This window comes from Paenibacillus paludis (assembly GCF_042610515.1).
GTDB lineage: Bacteria > Bacillota > Bacilli > Paenibacillales > Paenibacillaceae > Paenibacillus_AQ.
On the sequence record NZ_JBGJZP010000017.1, the window covers coordinates 1 to 16720 of the forward strand.

Annotated in this window: 16 protein-coding genes and 1 pseudogene; 11 read left to right on the forward strand and 6 right to left on the reverse strand. The window is 54.6% G+C overall.

Annotated elements, in window-relative coordinates; genetic code table 11:
* On the reverse strand, positions 1-282 hold a 282-nt coding region (locus tag ACAN56_RS25695; RefSeq protein ID WP_379146355.1), incomplete at its 3' end, for a helix-turn-helix domain-containing protein.
* A gap of 154 nt (positions 283-436) precedes the next feature.
* Between ACAN56_RS25695 and ACAN56_RS25700 the strand changes: the two genes are divergently transcribed.
* Both ACAN56_RS25700 and ACAN56_RS25705 read left to right on the forward strand, forming a co-directional pair.
* A complete protein-coding gene (locus ACAN56_RS25700) occupies positions 437-1099 on the forward strand; it encodes an oxidoreductase (RefSeq protein WP_379146357.1) in 663 nt (220 codons plus the stop codon).
* A 101-nt stretch (positions 1100-1200) separates the two neighbouring features.
* A complete protein-coding gene (locus tag ACAN56_RS25705; protein ID WP_076113717.1) occupies positions 1201-1581 on the forward strand; it encodes a RidA family protein in 381 nt (126 codons plus the stop codon).
* A gap of 149 nt (positions 1582-1730) precedes the next feature.
* On the opposite strand, the pseudogene ACAN56_RS25710 reads toward ACAN56_RS25705, so the two are convergent.
* A pseudogene (locus ACAN56_RS25710) lies at positions 1731-2222 on the reverse strand (tryptophan-rich sensory protein); the annotation flags it as partial.
* A 204-nt stretch (positions 2223-2426) separates the two neighbouring features.
* On the opposite strand from ACAN56_RS25710, the gene ACAN56_RS25715 reads away from it, so the two are divergent.
* The 5 genes from ACAN56_RS25715 (at position 2427) to ACAN56_RS25735 (ending at position 10377) form a co-directional block, all read left to right on the forward strand.
* The gene (locus tag ACAN56_RS25715; protein ID WP_379146364.1) at positions 2427-4901 is read left to right on the forward strand and encodes a glycoside hydrolase family 31 protein; all 2475 of its coding nucleotides are present in this window, start codon (positions 2427-2429) and stop codon (positions 4899-4901) included.
* Positions 4902-5227: 326 nt separating this feature from the next.
* A complete protein-coding gene (locus ACAN56_RS25720) occupies positions 5228-8317 on the forward strand; it encodes a DEAD/DEAH box helicase (protein ID WP_379146366.1) in 3090 nt (1029 codons plus the stop codon).
* A 33-nt stretch (positions 8318-8350) separates the two neighbouring features.
* On the forward strand, positions 8351-9136 hold the full coding sequence (locus ACAN56_RS25725) for a hypothetical protein (protein WP_379146369.1): 786 nt from the start codon (positions 8351-8353) through the stop codon (positions 9134-9136).
* Between the two features lie 120 nt (positions 9137-9256).
* Positions 9257-10054 (forward strand): WD40/YVTN/BNR-like repeat-containing protein, encoded by a 798-nt coding sequence (locus ACAN56_RS25730; protein ID WP_379146372.1) that lies wholly within the window; start codon positions 9257-9259, stop codon positions 10052-10054.
* Complete coding sequence (locus ACAN56_RS25735) at positions 10030-10377, forward strand: WD40/YVTN/BNR-like repeat-containing protein (protein WP_379146375.1); 348 nt, start codon at positions 10030-10032, stop codon at positions 10375-10377. Before ACAN56_RS25730 ends, ACAN56_RS25735 begins: the two co-directional genes overlap by 25 nt.
* A gap of 93 nt (positions 10378-10470) precedes the next feature.
* On the opposite strand, the gene ACAN56_RS25740 is transcribed toward ACAN56_RS25735, so the two are convergent.
* Together ACAN56_RS25740 and ACAN56_RS25745 are read right to left on the reverse strand one after the other, a co-directional pair.
* On the reverse strand, positions 10471-11175 hold the full coding sequence (locus tag ACAN56_RS25740) for a GTP pyrophosphokinase (protein WP_038598433.1): 705 nt from the start codon (positions 11173-11175) through the stop codon (positions 10471-10473).
* A 112-nt stretch (positions 11176-11287) separates the two neighbouring features.
* Entirely contained in the window at positions 11288-11842 is a 555-nt protein-coding gene (locus ACAN56_RS25745) for a hypothetical protein (protein ID WP_379146377.1), read from the reverse strand.
* Positions 11843-12043: 201 nt separating this feature from the next.
* Here ACAN56_RS25745 and ACAN56_RS25750 point away from each other — a divergent pair, with 201 nt between their 5' ends.
* The 4 genes from ACAN56_RS25750 to ACAN56_RS25765 all read left to right on the forward strand — a co-directional run bounded on the left by ACAN56_RS25750 (position 12044) and on the right by ACAN56_RS25765 (position 14754).
* Positions 12044-12817: a zinc ribbon domain-containing protein gene (locus tag ACAN56_RS25750; RefSeq protein WP_038585371.1), complete on the forward strand. Its 774-nt coding sequence runs from the start codon at positions 12044-12046 to the stop codon at positions 12815-12817.
* Between the two features lie 35 nt (positions 12818-12852).
* Positions 12853-13746, forward strand: a complete 894-nt coding sequence (locus tag ACAN56_RS25755; RefSeq protein ID WP_379146379.1) for a TrmB family transcriptional regulator — start codon at positions 12853-12855, stop codon at positions 13744-13746.
* A gap of 63 nt (positions 13747-13809) precedes the next feature.
* On the forward strand, positions 13810-14115 hold the full coding sequence (locus ACAN56_RS25760) for a hypothetical protein (RefSeq protein WP_038585374.1): 306 nt from the start codon (positions 13810-13812) through the stop codon (positions 14113-14115).
* 45 nt (positions 14116-14160) lie between these two features.
* Positions 14161-14754, forward strand: coding sequence for a xanthine phosphoribosyltransferase (locus ACAN56_RS25765; RefSeq protein ID WP_038585377.1), 594 nt, complete (start codon positions 14161-14163; stop codon positions 14752-14754).
* A gap of 517 nt (positions 14755-15271) precedes the next feature.
* Here ACAN56_RS25765 and ACAN56_RS25770 read toward each other — a convergent pair.
* A complete protein-coding gene (locus ACAN56_RS25770) occupies positions 15272-16219 on the reverse strand; it encodes a diacylglycerol/lipid kinase family protein (protein WP_379146382.1) in 948 nt (315 codons plus the stop codon).
* Between the two features lie 104 nt (positions 16220-16323).
* The gene (locus ACAN56_RS25775) at positions 16324-16662 is read right to left on the reverse strand and encodes a DUF4870 domain-containing protein (RefSeq protein WP_038585383.1); all 339 of its coding nucleotides are present in this window, start codon (positions 16660-16662) and stop codon (positions 16324-16326) included.
* Between the last annotated feature and the right edge of the window lie 58 nt (positions 16663-16720).

Genomic DNA, 16720 nt, shown 5'->3' on the forward strand with positions numbered 1-16720 from the left:
CTTTTTGAAAAAGCGGTCAAAGCTATCTGCCACATGCCGAACGGCGGACTGTAAAGCAATACTATCGACTTCTTTGAGCCAGTCATATTGTGTTTTTAGGACGGGGTGCTGTGTCGCACAGGTCTGATAGGACAAACCTTTGCCTGTCTCGGCATAGGTTTGATTCCACTCTTCCAGGAAATGATTGAACACAAAGCGGCAGCAGCCAAACATTCGACGAATGAGTTGCTGTTGCTCGGTATTCGGGTAGATGCGGTATTTATACGCTTGATGAACGATCATGTGCGACACCCCCTTTTGTAGTATTTTCTTACAGTATAGCACGTACGTTCGCTGAATAGTTGAAAACCGCCGATTCCTCTCCGCCTATAGAGGTCGGAGTCTTTTCGGCTTTTGAAGATAAACATTTGCAGTGCCACAGCAAAGGAGGGATTACGTGACTAGAATAGCCGTAGTGCTGGGAGCGACCGGTTTGGTAGGCAAGGCAGTTACCGAGGAACTGCTAACCGGGGATTGGGATGAGGTCCGGGTGCTGGTCCGCCGCCCGCTGGAGCTGCAGCATCCCAAGCTGAAGCAAACCAGTATTGACTGGGAAAAGCTTGGGCAATATAAGGAACAATTCAGCGGGGCCTATGCAGTCTTCTGCTGCCTGGGCACCACGATAAAAAAAGCAGGCTCACAGGAACAATTTGAACGTGTGGATTTGCAGTACCCGCTTGCGGCCGCTGCAATTGCCAAAGAATGCGGTGTGAGGCAGTTTCTGGCGGTTTCCTCCATGGGGGCCAGCGCCAAATCCCGCAATTTCTACAGCCGTACCAAGGGCCGGACGGAAGAGGGGTTAATCGCCGCCGGGTTTCATGGCCTGCACCTGTTCAGGCCCTCATTGCTGCTGGGAGAACGTCAGGAATTCAGGCTGGGAGAACGTGCTGCTGCCGTGCTGATGAAGGCACTTGATTTTGCGATGGTCGGCAAAGCAGCGAAGTACCGGGTTATCCCCGGTGCCAAAGTGGCGAAAGCAATGGTGAATATTGCACTTGCCAACACAGGCGGCGTACATGTTTATCCCAATGATGTGATACATGTTATTGGTCGCCGCTAGAAGGGAAGTTTGCATTAAACAGAGTGCAGCACGTACAATGGGACATAAATTCATATGTACATCATGACATTAATGTCGTGTACCCACAGGAGGAGCGTATCATGAGTAAAAAACAGGTTGCTACAACCAAAGCCCCAGGAGCCATCGGGCCATATAGTCAGGCAATTGTAGCCGGAAACTGGGTATATACTTCAGGACAGCTGGGCCTGAATCCGGAAACTGGAGAACTTGCGGAAAGTGTACAGGAGCAGGCACGCCAGTCGCTAAGCAACGTTCAGGCCATCTTGGAAGAGGCCGGTGCATCGCTGGATCATGTTGTGAAGACGACCGTGTATCTCAAGGATATGAATGACTTTGCAGCTGTGAATGAAGTGTACAGCAGTTTCTTTACAGAACCTTATCCTGCCCGCAGTGCGGTTGAAGTTGCTCGACTGCCGAAGGATGGTCTTGTGGAGATCGAAGCGGTAGCGCGCAAGAAATAATGGGCCTTATAGTTGTAAATTACGATAGCTAACTGAACGAAATCAAATGAATTCAAAAACCCGTTGCCGGTACAAGCAGGCAACGGGTTTTTTTTTGACCAGTGAATGGGCTGTAAACAGTCTGTTATTGAAACTCCGGGAACCGCACGTCAATATCTGCTCCGGCGGCGCGAAGTAAACATCAGCCAAATGCTGTAAAGCAGCAGGAGTCCTGCCGCTACTGAAGCGGTCACGAATACATTTCCGGTGTCTCTGTGCTCAAGGGCAATCGCGATAAACGCCCAGACGAAGACCAGTGGATAAATGCTGTCCCGGTGAGGGAAACTGACCATTACAGCAAGCAGTACGCCTACGCAGAGCATGATAACTGCCCAGGCGGGGTCACTGAGTCCGAATCCGTCCCAGTTGTTCTTCTCCAGCACGACGCTGACATTTACAATTGTGGCAACCTCGATGTAAAGATAATGCCAGAGGAACAGCCAGCCCATATTAATGACGCAGCTCAGCACAAACCAAATGCCCAAAGAGTTAACCGAATCCCGTGACCCGGTGCTCTCGCGGAATTGATATACGATAAAACCGGCGAGCAGGAGATAGATCAGCGACCAGATGGAAAAAGCATAACCGGCCGGTGTGAAATAGGTATGATACTTAAGTAAATTGTATAACGGTGAAGTCTGAGTCTACATAGAATATACCCGCTTTATCAGCGGTTAAGACTATATTACCCAAAAAAATGACCTGCAGGTCATAAGGTTGCGGATAGCCGTCCGCACAAGCGGGGTAATAGAAGTAGAATAGGAAACTTTAACAAGGCGGCAACAGCCGGAGGGGGATAAGAGGCGATGGAGAGCAGCGAAGCAATACGTCCCGAAAAAATGGGTCCGCTTGTTATGAAGGAAACCTGGAATACCCCTGGGAGCATTGAATCCTGGGAACGTTCAGAGAATATTTATATCGTCCGCGGGGAGCGCGGCGGGATTGTATTTGTTTTTTTGAATGATGAAGTGTTCCGTATGAAGGTGTTTCACAGCAGCGTTCCGGATCTGACAACATCTGCGGCAGTGCTGGCGGAGAGCTGTGTGCCGCATTTGTTCCCGGTAGAAGAGACAGAGGATGCACTGATCTTCACTACCAGTGTGATTCGGCTGATCCTTGAGAAAACCTCGTTTCTTCTCCGTGTGGAAAATATAGAGGGCAAGGTCATCATGCAGCAGAACCTGACAAGCTGGAATCCGCGCGGGGCCAGTCATGCCGAGTATGATATGCAGCCGGATTCGCATTTTTACGGGCTGGGGGAGAAATCCAGCTTTCTCGACAAACGCGGGGAGCGTTATACGAACTGGAACACCGATGTGTTTGCGCCACATTTGCCGGAGATAGAAGCCCTGTATGAGTCCATTCCGCTGATTATTCATATGCATGGCGACCTCTCCTACGGATTATTTCTCGACAATACGGGCCGGAGCGATTTTGATATGCGGTCCCATGGGGTTGCTTTTACGATCGGCTGCTCCACTGGAGCTTATGATATCTACTTTATCAATGGTCCCGAAATGAAGGATGTTGTAACAAGATACACTTCGCTGACCGGACGGATTGCGCTTCCGCCTAAATGGGCGATCGGCTACCACCAGTCGCGTTATAGCTATATGAACCAGCAGGAGGTGCTGCAGCTTGCCCGGACCTTCCGTGAGAAGAAGATTCCCTGCGACGTCATTTATCTGGATATTCATTACATGGATGAATACCGTGTCTTCACCTTTGATCCTGTAAACTTCCCCGAGCCGGAAAAGATGATATCGGAGCTAAAGGAGCTTGGTGTGCGGATCGTACCGATTGTTGATCCCGGCGTCAAGAAAGATCCCAATTACGAGGTGTACAAGCAAGGGGTTCTCGAAAAGCATTTCTGCCGCAGGCTGGAAGGCGATATATTCTTCGGCGAGGTGTGGCCGGGCATCAGCGCCTTCCCTGATTTCAGCGACAGCCGGACGGCTGAATGGTGGGGCGATCTGCATAAATACTATACCGACCTCGGCATTGACGGAATCTGGAATGATATGAACGAGCCGGCGGTGTTTAATGAGAGCAAAACGATGGATCTGGATGTGATGCATTTCAACAACGGGCATCCGATCACACATGAGGAATACCATAACCTGTATGGGATGATGATGTCTAAAGCAACCTATGAAGGCTTGGCGGAGCATATGGGGGGAGAGCGCCCCTTTGTGCTGACCCGGGCCGGTTATGCCGGGATACAGCGTTACGCCGCGGTATGGACGGGGGATAACCGCAGCTTCTGGGAGCATATGGCGATGGCGATACCTATGGTGCTTAATATGGGACTCTCGGGACTGGCCTTCTCCGGGCCGGATATCGGCGGCTTCGCCCACCATACCTCCGCGCAGCTTCTGGTGCGCTGGACACAGATGGGTGTTTTCTTCCCCTATTGCCGCAACCATTCCTCCATCGGTACCCTGCGCCAGGAGCCATGGTCGTTCGGTGAGGAGGTCGAAGGGATTCTCCGCGAATTCATCGGCCTGCGCTACCGCTGGATGCCTCATATCTATAACCTTTTTCATGAGGCGGAAACCTGTGGGCTTCCTGTGATCCGGCCGCTGATTCTGGAGTATCCGCACGACCCCTATGTGACCAACCTGTGCGATCAATTTTTGCTCGGGGAAAATGTGCTGATCGCCCCTGTCTACCGCCCGGATACAGAGCATCGCTCGGTGTATCTGCCTGAAGGGTGCTGGCTGGATTATTGGGATGGTGAAGTTCATGAGGGCGGACGCCATATCCTCGCCGATGCACCGCTAAACATCATGCCGATGTATGTGAAGGCCGGAAGTTTTGTCGCCGAAGGTCCGCTCAAACAATACGCACTCGAAGAAACAGAGGAAACGGTGGTGTTTCACCTGTATGGTGCGGAAGCCAAGGAAGGATTCTCGGCTGCTTTTACCCTGTATGAAGATGACGGGCACAGCTTCGGGTACAGGAGAGGGCAATATTCGCAAATCGACGTACAGGCCGCCGGGGAAGCAGGGATATTGCGGATAAGCTGGTCTTATGCAGTCCGTGAATTTTCGCCCCGCAGGGAGATGCTGCGCTTCGCGCTCTGTTATCCGTCTTTCTTCACCCAATCGGTGGAAGGACTCTCCGAAATCAGTCTGGAGCAGCTTAAGGAAGGACGGCGGGGCTGGGCACGCAATGGCAAGAGCGGTGCGGTGATTATTCAAGTGGACGATGACCCGGAAGGCGGGGAGCTGCGGATGGAGGTAGCGGAGCAGCAACCGGAACACTTTAGAGCCCTTTGATACGACTTGAACCCGCCCGCTGGCGGGTTTTTTTCAATTACGGACAGTGCCGGAATATAAAATCTGCAGAAAATATACAGAAACGTTTTTAAATCAGGACTTTTTCGTATAAGATGAAGGGATGAAGAAAAAAACATGGGGGATTATGTATTTCTTCCGTTAGGGTTCACATCTGTTGATTCAGCTTAAAAATATATTTCTCGCGGAGAAGGATTCAGCCTTCTGCAAGGTTAGAAACGGATTCCGTCCTTTAGGGCGGCGAAGCCGTTTCTTCTAGCGGAACCGGCTGGCGCTTTCTGTTTGCATAAAAAGACAGGAGATCACCAATGATTAAGCATCTGTATGCAATATGGTTAGGGGACGTATTATTCTGCTTCTCCGGCGAAACTTCAGAGCCGAAAGTTGACGCATGGACACGTGTGGTCAAACGGCTGGAGCTTCGGGGAGGAGGACGTCCTTTTGCGGGTGCTGCGCTGCGGCTGGCGGAAGTGAAGTATCCGGCCGCTGCCTCTGCGGAAGGGAGGACAACGCGGCGCGGACTGCCGGGGCGCACGCTGGAAGGGCTTGCCCTGGCCCCGAAGGACGCCTTTGAGCTGCTGCTGGCCTGGGACGAGGAAATGTGCCGTGCACAGGGAGTGGAGCCTGGCGGTGAACTGCGTTATTGGGCGGCTGCGGCCCGTTTTGCCCTTGAACTGATGGGCACAGGCGGGATTGTGCCCGGCGCAATGCCGCCGAGGCCTATAGGCTCGCGCCGCCGCGGGGGGGAGCAAGCCGCTGCGGCCTGCTGGTCTCCGGCCTTTCGGCAGGAGGCTGATAAGGAGTTCTTTCTGCAGATGGCAGCTTCCATGCCGGTGCTGGCACTGGGAACCCATGTTGCGGAGGAGGGGGACTTGTCGTCGCGTGAAGAAGCGGGAGCGTACGTGCTGTATTCTTTTCTGCAGGCTGTAATGACTGCCGAGATCAAAAAGGTTATTGCGGGAATGGAAAGCGAGCTTGGGCCATTCAAAGCGAATTATCGCCGTGGATATTCACCGCTGACCGAGCTGTGGTGGAACAGCCTGCTCACCGGCAGCCGTGATATCCCGGTCCAGGGGACTCCGGCCGAGGTGGCGGACCTCCTTGCCGCCGTAAACGGTACGGCTGAGAGTGAGATTCCGAACTCCGGGGCGGAGGAGGTCCACAGCGGCCAGCTTAGTCTGGGTCTGCGTCTGGAGCCGCCTGCGAACGAAGGCGATGCCTGGAATTTAACCTTCTGGGCGGAGAACCGGGAAGAAGGAGAATTCTGGATTCCTGCGGCGGCGATCTGGAGCAGCAGGGAACGGGAGTTCACTTTATGGGGCAAGCGCTACCGCAATATTCAGCAGCAGCTGCTGGCGGCACTCGGCCGGGCCGCGAAAATATCGCCGGATATTGAGCGTGCGCTAGCCGGACCGGCACCGGATGGAGTTCAACTGGAGCCGGACCGCGTCTATTTCTTTCTGAAGGAGAGCGTGCAGCAGCTGCGGGAGCGGGGAATTACGGTGCAGATGCCATCCCGCTGGAGCCGTGAAGGCCGGCGGCGGATCGGGATGAAGATGAAGATGCAGCCGCCTGCTGGCAGCATCGATGGTTCAACCCAGCCTTCCCTTGGCATGGAAGAGCTGATTTCCTTCCGCATTGAGGCCTCGCTGGGCGATAACACAATCAGCGAGGAAGAGCTGAATGCGCTGGTGGAGGCCGGAGTACCTTTTGTGCGCTTCCGGGGAGAATGGATTGAAGTCGATCCGAAGGAGATCCGCCAGGTTCTGAGATATATGAAGCGCAACGAAAGCGGAGAAATGTCGGCGGCGGACTGGATGCGTCTGGAGGCCGAGGATGGTGACGAGCGGCTCTGGAAGGGAATGTCGGTGACCGGCATGGAAACCTCCGGCATGCTTGCTTCGCTCATGCATGGCGATGTTCTGCGGGGCCTTCCGCTGCGCTCTGTGCCGCCGGGTCTTCATGGAACGCTTAGACCTTATCAGGAGCGCGGCTTTCAATGGCTGGCTGCGCTCAGCGGGCTCGGCTTTGGGGTATGCCTTGCCGATGACATGGGCCTCGGCAAGACGGTGCAGGTCATCACCAGTCTGCTGGACCGTGCCCTGACTGCTCCGCCGGAGGAGAAGCGTGAGCCGGTGCTGATTCTCTGCCCGACCTCGCTGCTTGGCAACTGGCAGCGGGAGCTGCAGCGTTTCGCACCATCGCTGAGTGTGCATATTCACCACGGGGGAAGACGGGTTCGCGGGGAAGGCTTTATCGACTTGGCCACCAGCCATGAAATCGTGCTGACCACTTATCATCTCGCAGGCCGGGACAGCGAGGATCTCGCAGGCGTCCGTTGGTCGACTGTTGTGCTGGATGAAGCGCAGTATATCAAGAATCACCGCACCAAGCAGGCACAGAGTGTGATGAAGCTGTCAGCACCGCATCGAATTGCGATGACAGGCACACCAGTGGAGAACCGGCTTGGCGAGCTGTGGTCGATTTTTCACTTTTTGAATCCGGGGTATCTGGGGACTTATCATTCATTCCGCCAGCGGTATGTATCCGGTGAAGGCGGAGAGCGGCTGCGCGAGCTGCACCGCCTCGTCTCGCCCTTCCTGCTGCGGCGGCTCAAGAGTGATCCGGACATTTCCAAGGATCTGCCGGAGAAGCTGGAGCTGAAATCTTATTGTCCGCTTACAGAAACGCAGGCGGCGCTGTATCAGGGTGTAGTGGATGAAATGCTCGGTGTCATCGGGGAACGTTCCGGCATGGCCCGCCGGGGGCTGGTATTGTCTTCATTGACCAAGCTGAAGCAAATATGCGACCATCCGCAGCTGTACCGCAAAGAGGAGGGCCGGACCCAACGCAGTGAGCATTCCGGCAAAATGGATGTGATGTTCGAGGTGCTGGACAGCATTGCCGAGCTTGGGGAATCTGCACTTATTTTCACCCAGTATGTGGCGATGGGCGAGCTGCTGGTCAGCAGGCTGGCAAAACGTTACGGCTCGCCGCCGCTGTTCCTGCATGGCGGCATCCCCAAACGGGAGCGCGATGAGATGGTGCATGCCTTTCAGGAGGGGGAAGGGCCGGCGTTTTTCGTACTATCGCTCAAAGCCGGCGGTGTGGGTCTGAACCTTACACGGGCTAACCATGTCATACATTATGACCGCTGGTGGAATCCGGCGGTGGAGAATCAGGCGACCGACCGGGCGTTCCGGATCGGCCAGCATAAGAATGTGCAGGTTCATAAGCTGATCTGCCAGGGAACGCTGGAAGAACGGATTGATGAACTGATCGAGCGTAAAAAAAGCCTGTCGGAGCAGGTTGTCGGTTCCGGAGAAAACTGGCTGACAGAGATGTCCAATCATGAGCTTAAGGAGCTTATCGAGCTTCAGGGGCAGGACTGGATGTAGTGGAACAAGCTTGGCATAAAGGAGGAATGGGCAATGAGTGAACTGCTGGAACTGCGGCTGGAAATTGAGCCCGGGGTGGTTAAGGCGACGGGAACACAGCTATCGGCCAAAGCGCCGGGAGTGCAGACCAAACGAAACGCCGCTGCCGTCGCCGCCGCCCAAGGGCAAGCGCCAACGACGGTTCTCTCTTTGGAAATTCCGCGCTGGTCTGATGAAGTGAAACAGGAGGTGCTGATCCGGCTCGCGGAGCACCCGGGTGAGCTGTATGGTCTGCTGCAGGGCAACCTGAGTGGAGGCCTGGCGGCGATGAAGCTTCTGCCCGGCGATGAAGAACTGGCATTGGCCGGACAGAAGCTTTCAGGGCCGGAACAGATGGCCCTGCTGGGGTTGGTCAAAAAGCAGCTGAAAGAGGAACCGCTGCTGGCGTTTGAACTGCGCGGTTTGGACAAAGAGACGCTGCTGGCCGGAGTTTTTGCCCTTTGGGCGGAAGAGGAAGCGGAGGACAGCGAGGATGCCGGCCCGGCCCCGTCCGGCCTGCTTGCAGCCGAACTGGCCCGGCTGGAGCGCAAAGGGCCGGCTGTCCCGACTGGAGAATGGCTGGCCGAAGCGGCTGCTGAAGGCTCGCTCCACCAGCCGGGTCCCATGTTTCATGAAATCGCAGCCCGGCCGTTTCCAACTTCACCGGCGGTTGCGAAGCCGACCGAAAACTGGGGTACCCTGCTCGACAAGACACCCCGTGCCGGTGAGGGGCTTGTGCTCATCATGCAGCGTGTCGCAGAAGCCGCGGCCCGCAGGGCGGCAGGGCTGGGTAAGCTGTAAGGCTGCTCTGGTTGCTCTTAATTAACAATATTTTCACTGCGGAATGAACTGATCGTAACCTAATGTTCCTGCTGAGGTCTTATGATAACAGGACAAACAGGGAATGAGGGAGAGCTTAAATTGAGAGTTTATAAAATTCTGGCTTCTCTGTTCATAGCAGGAACGCTTCTAATTTCTGCCTCAACCATAGGGGCGGCACCGGCGCAAAGCTCCAGCATCACCCTGAAGGGATATCCGGACAATTTCCAAATGACAGGCGTGAAAGAGGGCTGGGGAATCACGCTGGGCGGAGTGTGGCATACAGCGGACGGTGCGTTAAGCTGGAAGCATCCGCTTAGCAATACGGTGCCCATGCCCGGTAATGCTGTCCAGCTTGGCAAACTGGCGCATTACTTTGCGGGTGACACTGAGGCGTGGATTCTAAGCGCCTATGGCCCGCACAAGCCTACAACCCTTTTTCATACGCTAGACAAGGGAAAGTCCTGGAAGACTTTTCGCCTTCCGGTGAAGAAAAGCTGGGAGCAAGGATACGCCAGCGGGTTTATGCATTTTCCCGATAAGCAGGGCGGGTATATTCTGCTATGTTCCGAACCGGCACTTGGTATGATGGAGAAGTCGTTATACCGCACGGTGGATGGAGGGACAAGCTGGAGCAGAGTGGGCGATCTTACCGCAAGCATTGCTGCCTATCCAACGGGCATAACCTTCCGGGATAGCGATAACGGCTGGATAACCTCCAGTAATCACGGACAGAAGTCCATTCTTACCTTTAGAACTGCTGATGGGGGCAAGAGCTGGAAGCCGGAGAAACTCGTCTCCCCGCCAGCGCTTTCGGGGTATGCGTATAGCAACAGCTACCCTCCTGTCTTTTCCGGCAAGGATAGAAGGATGGGGTGCTGCCGCTGGAAATTGTCCTGAACGGTGTTAAAAGCATGGTCTTTTACACCAGCAATAATGGCGGAGAGACTTGGAAGCATGGCCCCGGCATTCAAGGGGTTGAAGCGTCAAGGACAGCTTGGCTGAATGCCCGTTCAGGCTGGGCGCTGCAGGCAGGCGGCAAGCTGCTTGCTACAGACGATGGCGGCGTTAGCTGGAAGCAAGCTACCAAAGGTTCAGCGTTCGATAAGGCAACGGAGATACAGTTCTCTACGTCTCGAACCGGCTGGATTTCCGGGCCGGAAATCCTTTGGAGCACGGCAGACGGGGGCCACACTTGGAGAAACCTGCTGCTTCCTTCTTGAGAATAATAGAAAGGCAGTGCCGCAACAGCTCAGCTGTAGGGCACTGCCTTCTTTTATTACCTTTTCAGCTACGGTCCGTAAACAGAAATGGCATTACTCCCCGGACGGGGGTTCACCCGCACTGCTTCCCTCGGATAACTCAAGAATCTCCCGGCGCAGGCGGAGCATTTTTTGATCCAGCTCATCGGCGGCACGTGCGGCTTCTTTCAGTTCCTCGGCGACATGCGACGGAAGCTGTTTATCGAATTTGTAGTAGAGGATATGCTCCATACTGGCCCAGAAATCCATGGCAAGTGTACGCAGCTGGATTTCCGCTTTTACCCAGTGGGTTCCTTCCAGCAGCACAAGCGGTATCGACACAATCAGATGCAGACTTTGATAGCCGTTGGGCTTGGGATGTGCAATATAATCTTTGATCTCCAGCACACGGATGTCCTCCCGCGCACACAGATGATCGACCAGACGATAAATATCCTTCACAAAAGCACAGACAATCCGCATGCCTGCAATATCATGAATGTGCTGCTCCATATTTTCCAGGGTAAACTCATGCCCTTTGCGTTCCATCTTCTGCAGGATGCTCTTCGGCTCTTTGATCCGCGACTTGACATGCTCAATCGGACTGAAGCCGTCGCGCACCTGCCATTCCGTTTTGATCACATCAATTTTATTCTCAAGCTCATTCAGGGCATGGCGGTACAGCGCCGGCAAAGCTTTGAAATCCTCGATCTGTTTGGCGAAATCCCCATTAACCTGCCACTTCTTCAGATCCTTGACATGCACCTGCAGCTGATTCAGTGTAACCTGTGTACTATCATATTCTTCCACTGAGACTCTCCCAAGTTTAGTTATTTGTGACTGGATAAAATGAACCCATGAATAAAGATATGTTATACATTCCGGGACCAGTCTATATCCCTATTTTAACCGATGTACTGCCCCAGAAGCAAAAAAAACCCAGACCCCCCTGTAGTGCCGAAGAGTCCAGGCTGTTTGCAACTATAATCCGGCCAACCCAAAATAGCGCAACATTCTTCCCGCAGCAGCGTATTAGCACACATAAGGGATAGAAAGTACGGCGCTTAGGTTGATTATTTGTTCGTAGGGAGCCTCCGTCATAACCTTTATCGTGATACCCGGTATTTTCCAGTTTGGGGAGTATACCCAGCTGCTCAATGGTCTGCTGCGTCTCTATGCTGCCAAAACGGTGCAGGGTCTGGTACAGTCTGACGGTCTCATCGTCAAATTGCCGGGCAGCTTCATCGTGATCGGCAGACTTATAAGGCACAAAGGCGCGCCGGAAGGCGTAATCATCCCCGCGTTCGAGTTCGTTAAGGAGATCCTGGAGAAGGGTAAGCTCTTCAGCGTTAAGCAGCACTTCAAATTCATTGGAGTCATTGCGCACGTCCTGAATAAGGCTGTGGTTTACGGATACGAAATAGCGTTTTTTCTCTTCGTCCGGCAAGATTGATCCCTCCATTGTTGGTAAGCTTGTCCATGGTTATTTTTTACTATTATACACAGAACGACAAATAATGAATCTAATCGAGACATTTGGTATGATAGAAGCACGTTACCGCTATTGAACGGAGCGTTAAGGGTTTATTTGGAATGATATTTGGCTGCAAATCGGCCCTGTTCTCACTCTGGAGAAGGAGGAACTACAATGAATTTTCTGCAACGCATTAAAGACGGTGCCAGCCGGGTGAGTGAAAAAGCGCAAAGCTCGGTGGAGATCGGCAAGCTTAACGGGCATATTTCCGATATCGAACATGAGATGGAAATTGAATTTATGAAAATGGGAAAGCTGTTCTACGACGGATATCGCTCGAAGGATTTGTCCCTGGCCGAAGGCAAGATGGTGGAGCATTCCCGGGCCTGCCTGAAGCTTCAGGAACAGATTGAGGAGCTGCGCTTCCGGATTGCCGAGCTGAAGAATGAAAAGCTCTGCACCTGCGGGAATGTTGTAGCCCTGGACGCCAATTTTTGTCCGAAATGCGGACGTAAGCTGGAGGAACCGGCTTCAAGAAAAGAAGCGGTGCCCGTCACAGTGCACAGCATTCATGAGGATGAAGAGGAAGATCAATATTATGGCGAGGAGGAGCTGACGGAAGCGGAGAAAGAGCTGGCGATGAGATCGGAGCAGCGTACGGTGTATACCGAAGTGCTTCCGGTAGACGATGAACTGCCGCAGGAGGAATATGGCGGAGCGGTGCAGGATACCGAACGCAGCCGCCGTGAAGCCGATGAGCTTGAACGGGAGCGGGAAAGACAGCTTGAGCTTGACCGGCGTATCCGTGACTGGAAAGCCGGTGAGCCTGCGGAAGAAGCTGCATCCAGTGAAGGCGGCGTGCGGGATATCGTCAAATGTCAGATCTGCAGGGCGGATTTGCCCAAGGGTTCCATGTGGTGCCCGCGTTGCGGATCAGAACAAATCTAGTCAGCATTTACAGTCAGCTTAGGGGGACAACATAGATGGAACAGTTGCTGCTGCATCTGCGCAATTTGGGTTTCACAGAGATGGAATCCAAAATTATGGTCGAGCTGGCCAGCAAAGGCCAGGCTTCGGGTTATGAAGTGGCAAAGCAGCTCGGAGTATCAAGATCCAACGTATATGCGGCGCTTCAGCGTCTGACTCAGCAAGGTTATGTAAGATGCGGTGAAGGGGAACCGGCGCGTTACAGTGTGCTGGACCCGGAAGAGCTCGCGACCATGATCTCCGGACGGGTATCGGCTTCACTGGCTTATATGGAAAGTGAAATGCCGCGCGGCGGCCCGGTCAATCCCTCTTTCTACAATGTGGAGGGTGACCGGAATGTGATGGAGGAACTGATCCGCCAACTGAATCTTGCTGAGCAGGAAATCGTAGTAGATGTATGGCGTGAGGAAGCTTCGCTGCTGCGCAATGAGCTGGAGCAGGCAGAGCTGCGGGGAGTGAAGCTGTTGTGGGCCTTTGACGGCGGCAACGAGGTTCCCGCACCTTATCCGGTATGGCCGCCGCTGGGCGGAAAGCCGCGCCGGAGCGGCGGGCGGAAGTTTTCCTTTGTGATCGACAGGAACTGGTGCATGCTCGGCATGCGGTATGAGGACGGAACGGCGCAGGCGGTCGTAACCGAACATCAGGTGCTGGTGGAACTGCTGCTGAACCACTTTACGCAGGAGATGGTGCTCTTCGAGCTGGAAGAGGATATGGGCCCCGAGCTAACAAGAAGGTACGGGGAACGCTACAGCCACATTTACGGTAAATATGTACTGCATGACCAGGAGCATGAACAACTGGGCGAACAGGAGCAACCGGACGAACAAGAGGAACATGAGGAATTGGAAGAATTGGAAGACTCGGAAGAGCAGCAAGAGCCAGGCCATTAGGAAACGTGTTTGGGTAAGGGTCAAGCTGCTCGCAAGCCGAAATTAAGCTGGGGAGGTGAAAGCGTGGAGTGTATTATTCATTTTGATGTGCAGCATCCGGAAGGGATCAAGTCACTCAGAGGTCTCTTGTTTCTGGAAGAGGGTAAAGTCCCGGGAGAAAATGAACTGATTGGCATGTTCAAGGACATGAAGTTCAACGTTCGGCTGGAAGACCGTGAGAAGCTGATTTTTAAACCTGTGAATCCGGGAGAGAAGTACTCGGAAATCCGCATCACGAGCTTTGACAGCGGCAAGGCGAATAGCAAAGAGGACAACGAACTGAAGTCGATTGTCGGCAATTTGCTGCCGCAGAAGCCGTCTGGCCTGTAAAAACTAAGACAGGGTCCATTTGAGATGGAGAGGAAGGAGCACAGAATGGAGTTATTGAGACAGAAGGTTATCAATGAAGGTATTGTTCTCGGTCAAGGTGTGCTCAAGGTCGATTCTTTTCTGAATCACCAGATGGACCCGTTTCTGATGCGTGAGGTCGGCCGCGAGTTTACCCGCCGTTTTGCCGGAGAAAAGGTGACGAAGGTGCTGACCATCGAATCCTCGGGGATCGCCCCCGGCATTATGACGGCGCTGGAGCTTGAGGTTCCGCTCATTTTTGCACGCAAGCAGAAATCATTGACCCTGACCGAAGATATTTATGTGGAGAAGGTCTACTCTTTTACGAAAAAAGAAAGCAATGATATCACAGTTTCCAAAAAGTTCATTGCTCCCGGTGAACGCGTGCTGATCGTCGATGATTTCCTTGCCAACGGTGAAGCGGCCTTCGGGCTGGCCCGGATCGTGGAACAGGCGGGAGGCAGCGTAGCCGGAATCGGCATCGTGATCGAAAAAGCCTTCCAGCCTGGCAACAAGCTGCTGAAGGAAGCCGGCTACCGTGTGGAATCGCTGGTACGGATTGCTTCGCTTGACGATGGCTTGATCTCCTTCGTGGAGGAAGCCGGCGGCCTGCCGGGCTGACCCCGCAGTATTATAGCTCATAAAGACCCCATGCTCCAGCTTTGCGGAGTATGGGGTCTTTATGCTGTGGCTATAGGGATTACTGCGCAGTAATTGCAATTTGTACAACTAAATGTTCCTTATTTGCTCGGCATTCCGTTTTAGTTGTATTTTGTACAGTAGATATCCGTCTTAATGCCGAAAATGGACCAGAAACCGGAATTTAGATGTACAGAGTGCAGTTAAGTGCTGAACGGAAGTGGAACCAGCCCGTTTAGTTGTACAAACTGCAATTATCTCCCGCGACCCCAAAGGGCAGCGGCATAGCCACAGCTGGGAAACAAAGTATAAGCAGAATGGAGCTGCGTTTGCGGGCTAGCCGCAGGCCGCCGAAGCGTGGCCACGCAGGCCATTCATTCGCAAGCGCGATGGAACTCGCGCTGCGGGTACCCCGGCCCGCCGCGTCCTACACGCCGCTGACTGGGTACGGGCCAGCCGCGTCCCATACGACGCTGACTGGGTACGGGCCCGCCGCGTCCTACACGCTTGCCTGGCAAGGGCCAGCCGCGCCCTGTTCGCGGGCCGCCGCCAGCGGCGAGAGCACGCGCAGCGCGCCCGGCTCGCAGCGCACGGCCAGCGGCGCCGTGCCGAGGGTTTCGCCGTCGCCGATGGCATGGCGGGCCTGCGCGAAGTGGACAGCTACGCTGTGCCCGCGCAGCATCGTCACGAAGGGCAGCGCAACATGCGTGCCCTTCAGCAGCGTCGGGAACAGCCGCAGCACCTGCATGCGGCTGCAGCCGTGCACGACGCAGACGTCGAGCAGGCCGTCATCGGCCTCCGCCTGCGGGCAGATCAGCAGCCCGCCGCCATAGCTTGGCAGGTTGCAGATCGAGACAAGCCAGGCTTTCTCGAAAGCCTGCTCCTTCCCGTCGCAGGTGACGCTCACCCGGCAGGGCTTGAAGGTCATCAGCGTATGCAGAATGCCGATGATATAGGCCAGCTGTCCGGCGCCGATGGCGTTGCACAGCCGTTTGTAGAAGCCGTTGTTCACATTTACGGCTACCTGTGCATCGAAGCCGCTGGCTACGGCGGTCAGGGTGAGGCCGCCCGCCCCCGAGAGCAGATCGGCTTCGAGGCAGCGGTCCTGCAGCGCAGCCTCCAGCGCGGCCTCTGTGGCCAGCGGGATGCCGAAGCCGCGTGCCGTGTCATTGCCGGAGCCGGCGGGGATGACGGCCAGCGGCACACCTCTGCGCCGCAGCGCGCCCAGCACGCTGTGGATCGTGCCGTCGCCGCCGATGACGATGGCGGCGCGCCAGTCGTCGCGCCGGGCGAGCGCCCCAAGCACCTGGGTTTCGGCGCGGTCGGCGTTTTGCGTGAACAAGGGCTCATGAGGGATGCCGCGTGAATGCAGCATCCCTTCGACCGTGTGCCATGTCCGCTGGCCTGCTCCGCCGCCGGAACGGGGATTTATGATCAATAAGTACATGTATGTTCCTCCAGCCTGTAGATTCCTCTATGTCCTGATTCCATTGTACGGAGTGGACGTTCAAAAGGGAATCTTAAAAATAAGGATAAACAGCAGGAGGCAGGCTACAACTGACGGAGCTGGCTTTCGGCGATCTCCCCTGCCCAGGGAAGCTTATACCATCTTCCGCCCAAAGCATGATAGATCATGAGAAGCCATACGGCGAAGCTGCAAAGGGAAATTAAGGCGGCGACGAGAGCGCCGAGCAGCGGAATGAAGCCGCTGAGGACATGGACAATCATCAGTGTCCCGAAGGCGATCAGCGACTGCAACGCATGAAAGAGCACGAAGCGGCTGCGTTTCTCCAGGGCCAGAAAAACGATGCCCCCAATAAAGGGGAAGAAGTAGCATAGGGCGGCGGCAATATGGTCAGGCAGTCCGGTGGAAGATCTGAAAGGGGACAAAGGGCTCACTCTCCTTGTACTTGGAGAAGAAGGCGGCTAACCGGTTCCCTCTTCTCTA

What these genes read in the sequence shown, in the direction of transcription:
- ACAN56_RS25705 (WP_076113717.1), top strand. Translation starts at nt 1,201, where the DNA reads ATGAGTAAAAAACAGGTTGCTACAACCAAAGCCCCAGGAGCCATCGGG.
- ACAN56_RS25715 (WP_379146364.1), top strand. Translation starts at nt 2,427, where the DNA reads ATGGAGAGCAGCGAAGCAATACGTCCCGAAAAAATGGGTCCGCTTGTT.
- ACAN56_RS25720 (WP_379146366.1), top strand. Translation starts at nt 5,228, where the DNA reads ATGATTAAGCATCTGTATGCAATATGGTTAGGGGACGTATTATTCTGC.
- ACAN56_RS25725 (WP_379146369.1), top strand. Translation starts at nt 8,351, where the DNA reads ATGAGTGAACTGCTGGAACTGCGGCTGGAAATTGAGCCCGGGGTGGTT.
- ACAN56_RS25750 (WP_038585371.1), top strand. Translation starts at nt 12,044, where the DNA reads ATGAATTTTCTGCAACGCATTAAAGACGGTGCCAGCCGGGTGAGTGAA.
- ACAN56_RS25755 (WP_379146379.1), top strand. Translation starts at nt 12,853, where the DNA reads ATGGAACAGTTGCTGCTGCATCTGCGCAATTTGGGTTTCACAGAGATG.
- ACAN56_RS25765 (WP_038585377.1), top strand. Translation starts at nt 14,161, where the DNA reads ATGGAGTTATTGAGACAGAAGGTTATCAATGAAGGTATTGTTCTCGGT.
- ACAN56_RS25770 (WP_379146382.1), bottom strand. Translation starts at nt 16,219, where the DNA reads ATGTACTTATTGATCATAAATCCCCGTTCCGGCGGCGGAGCAGGCCAG.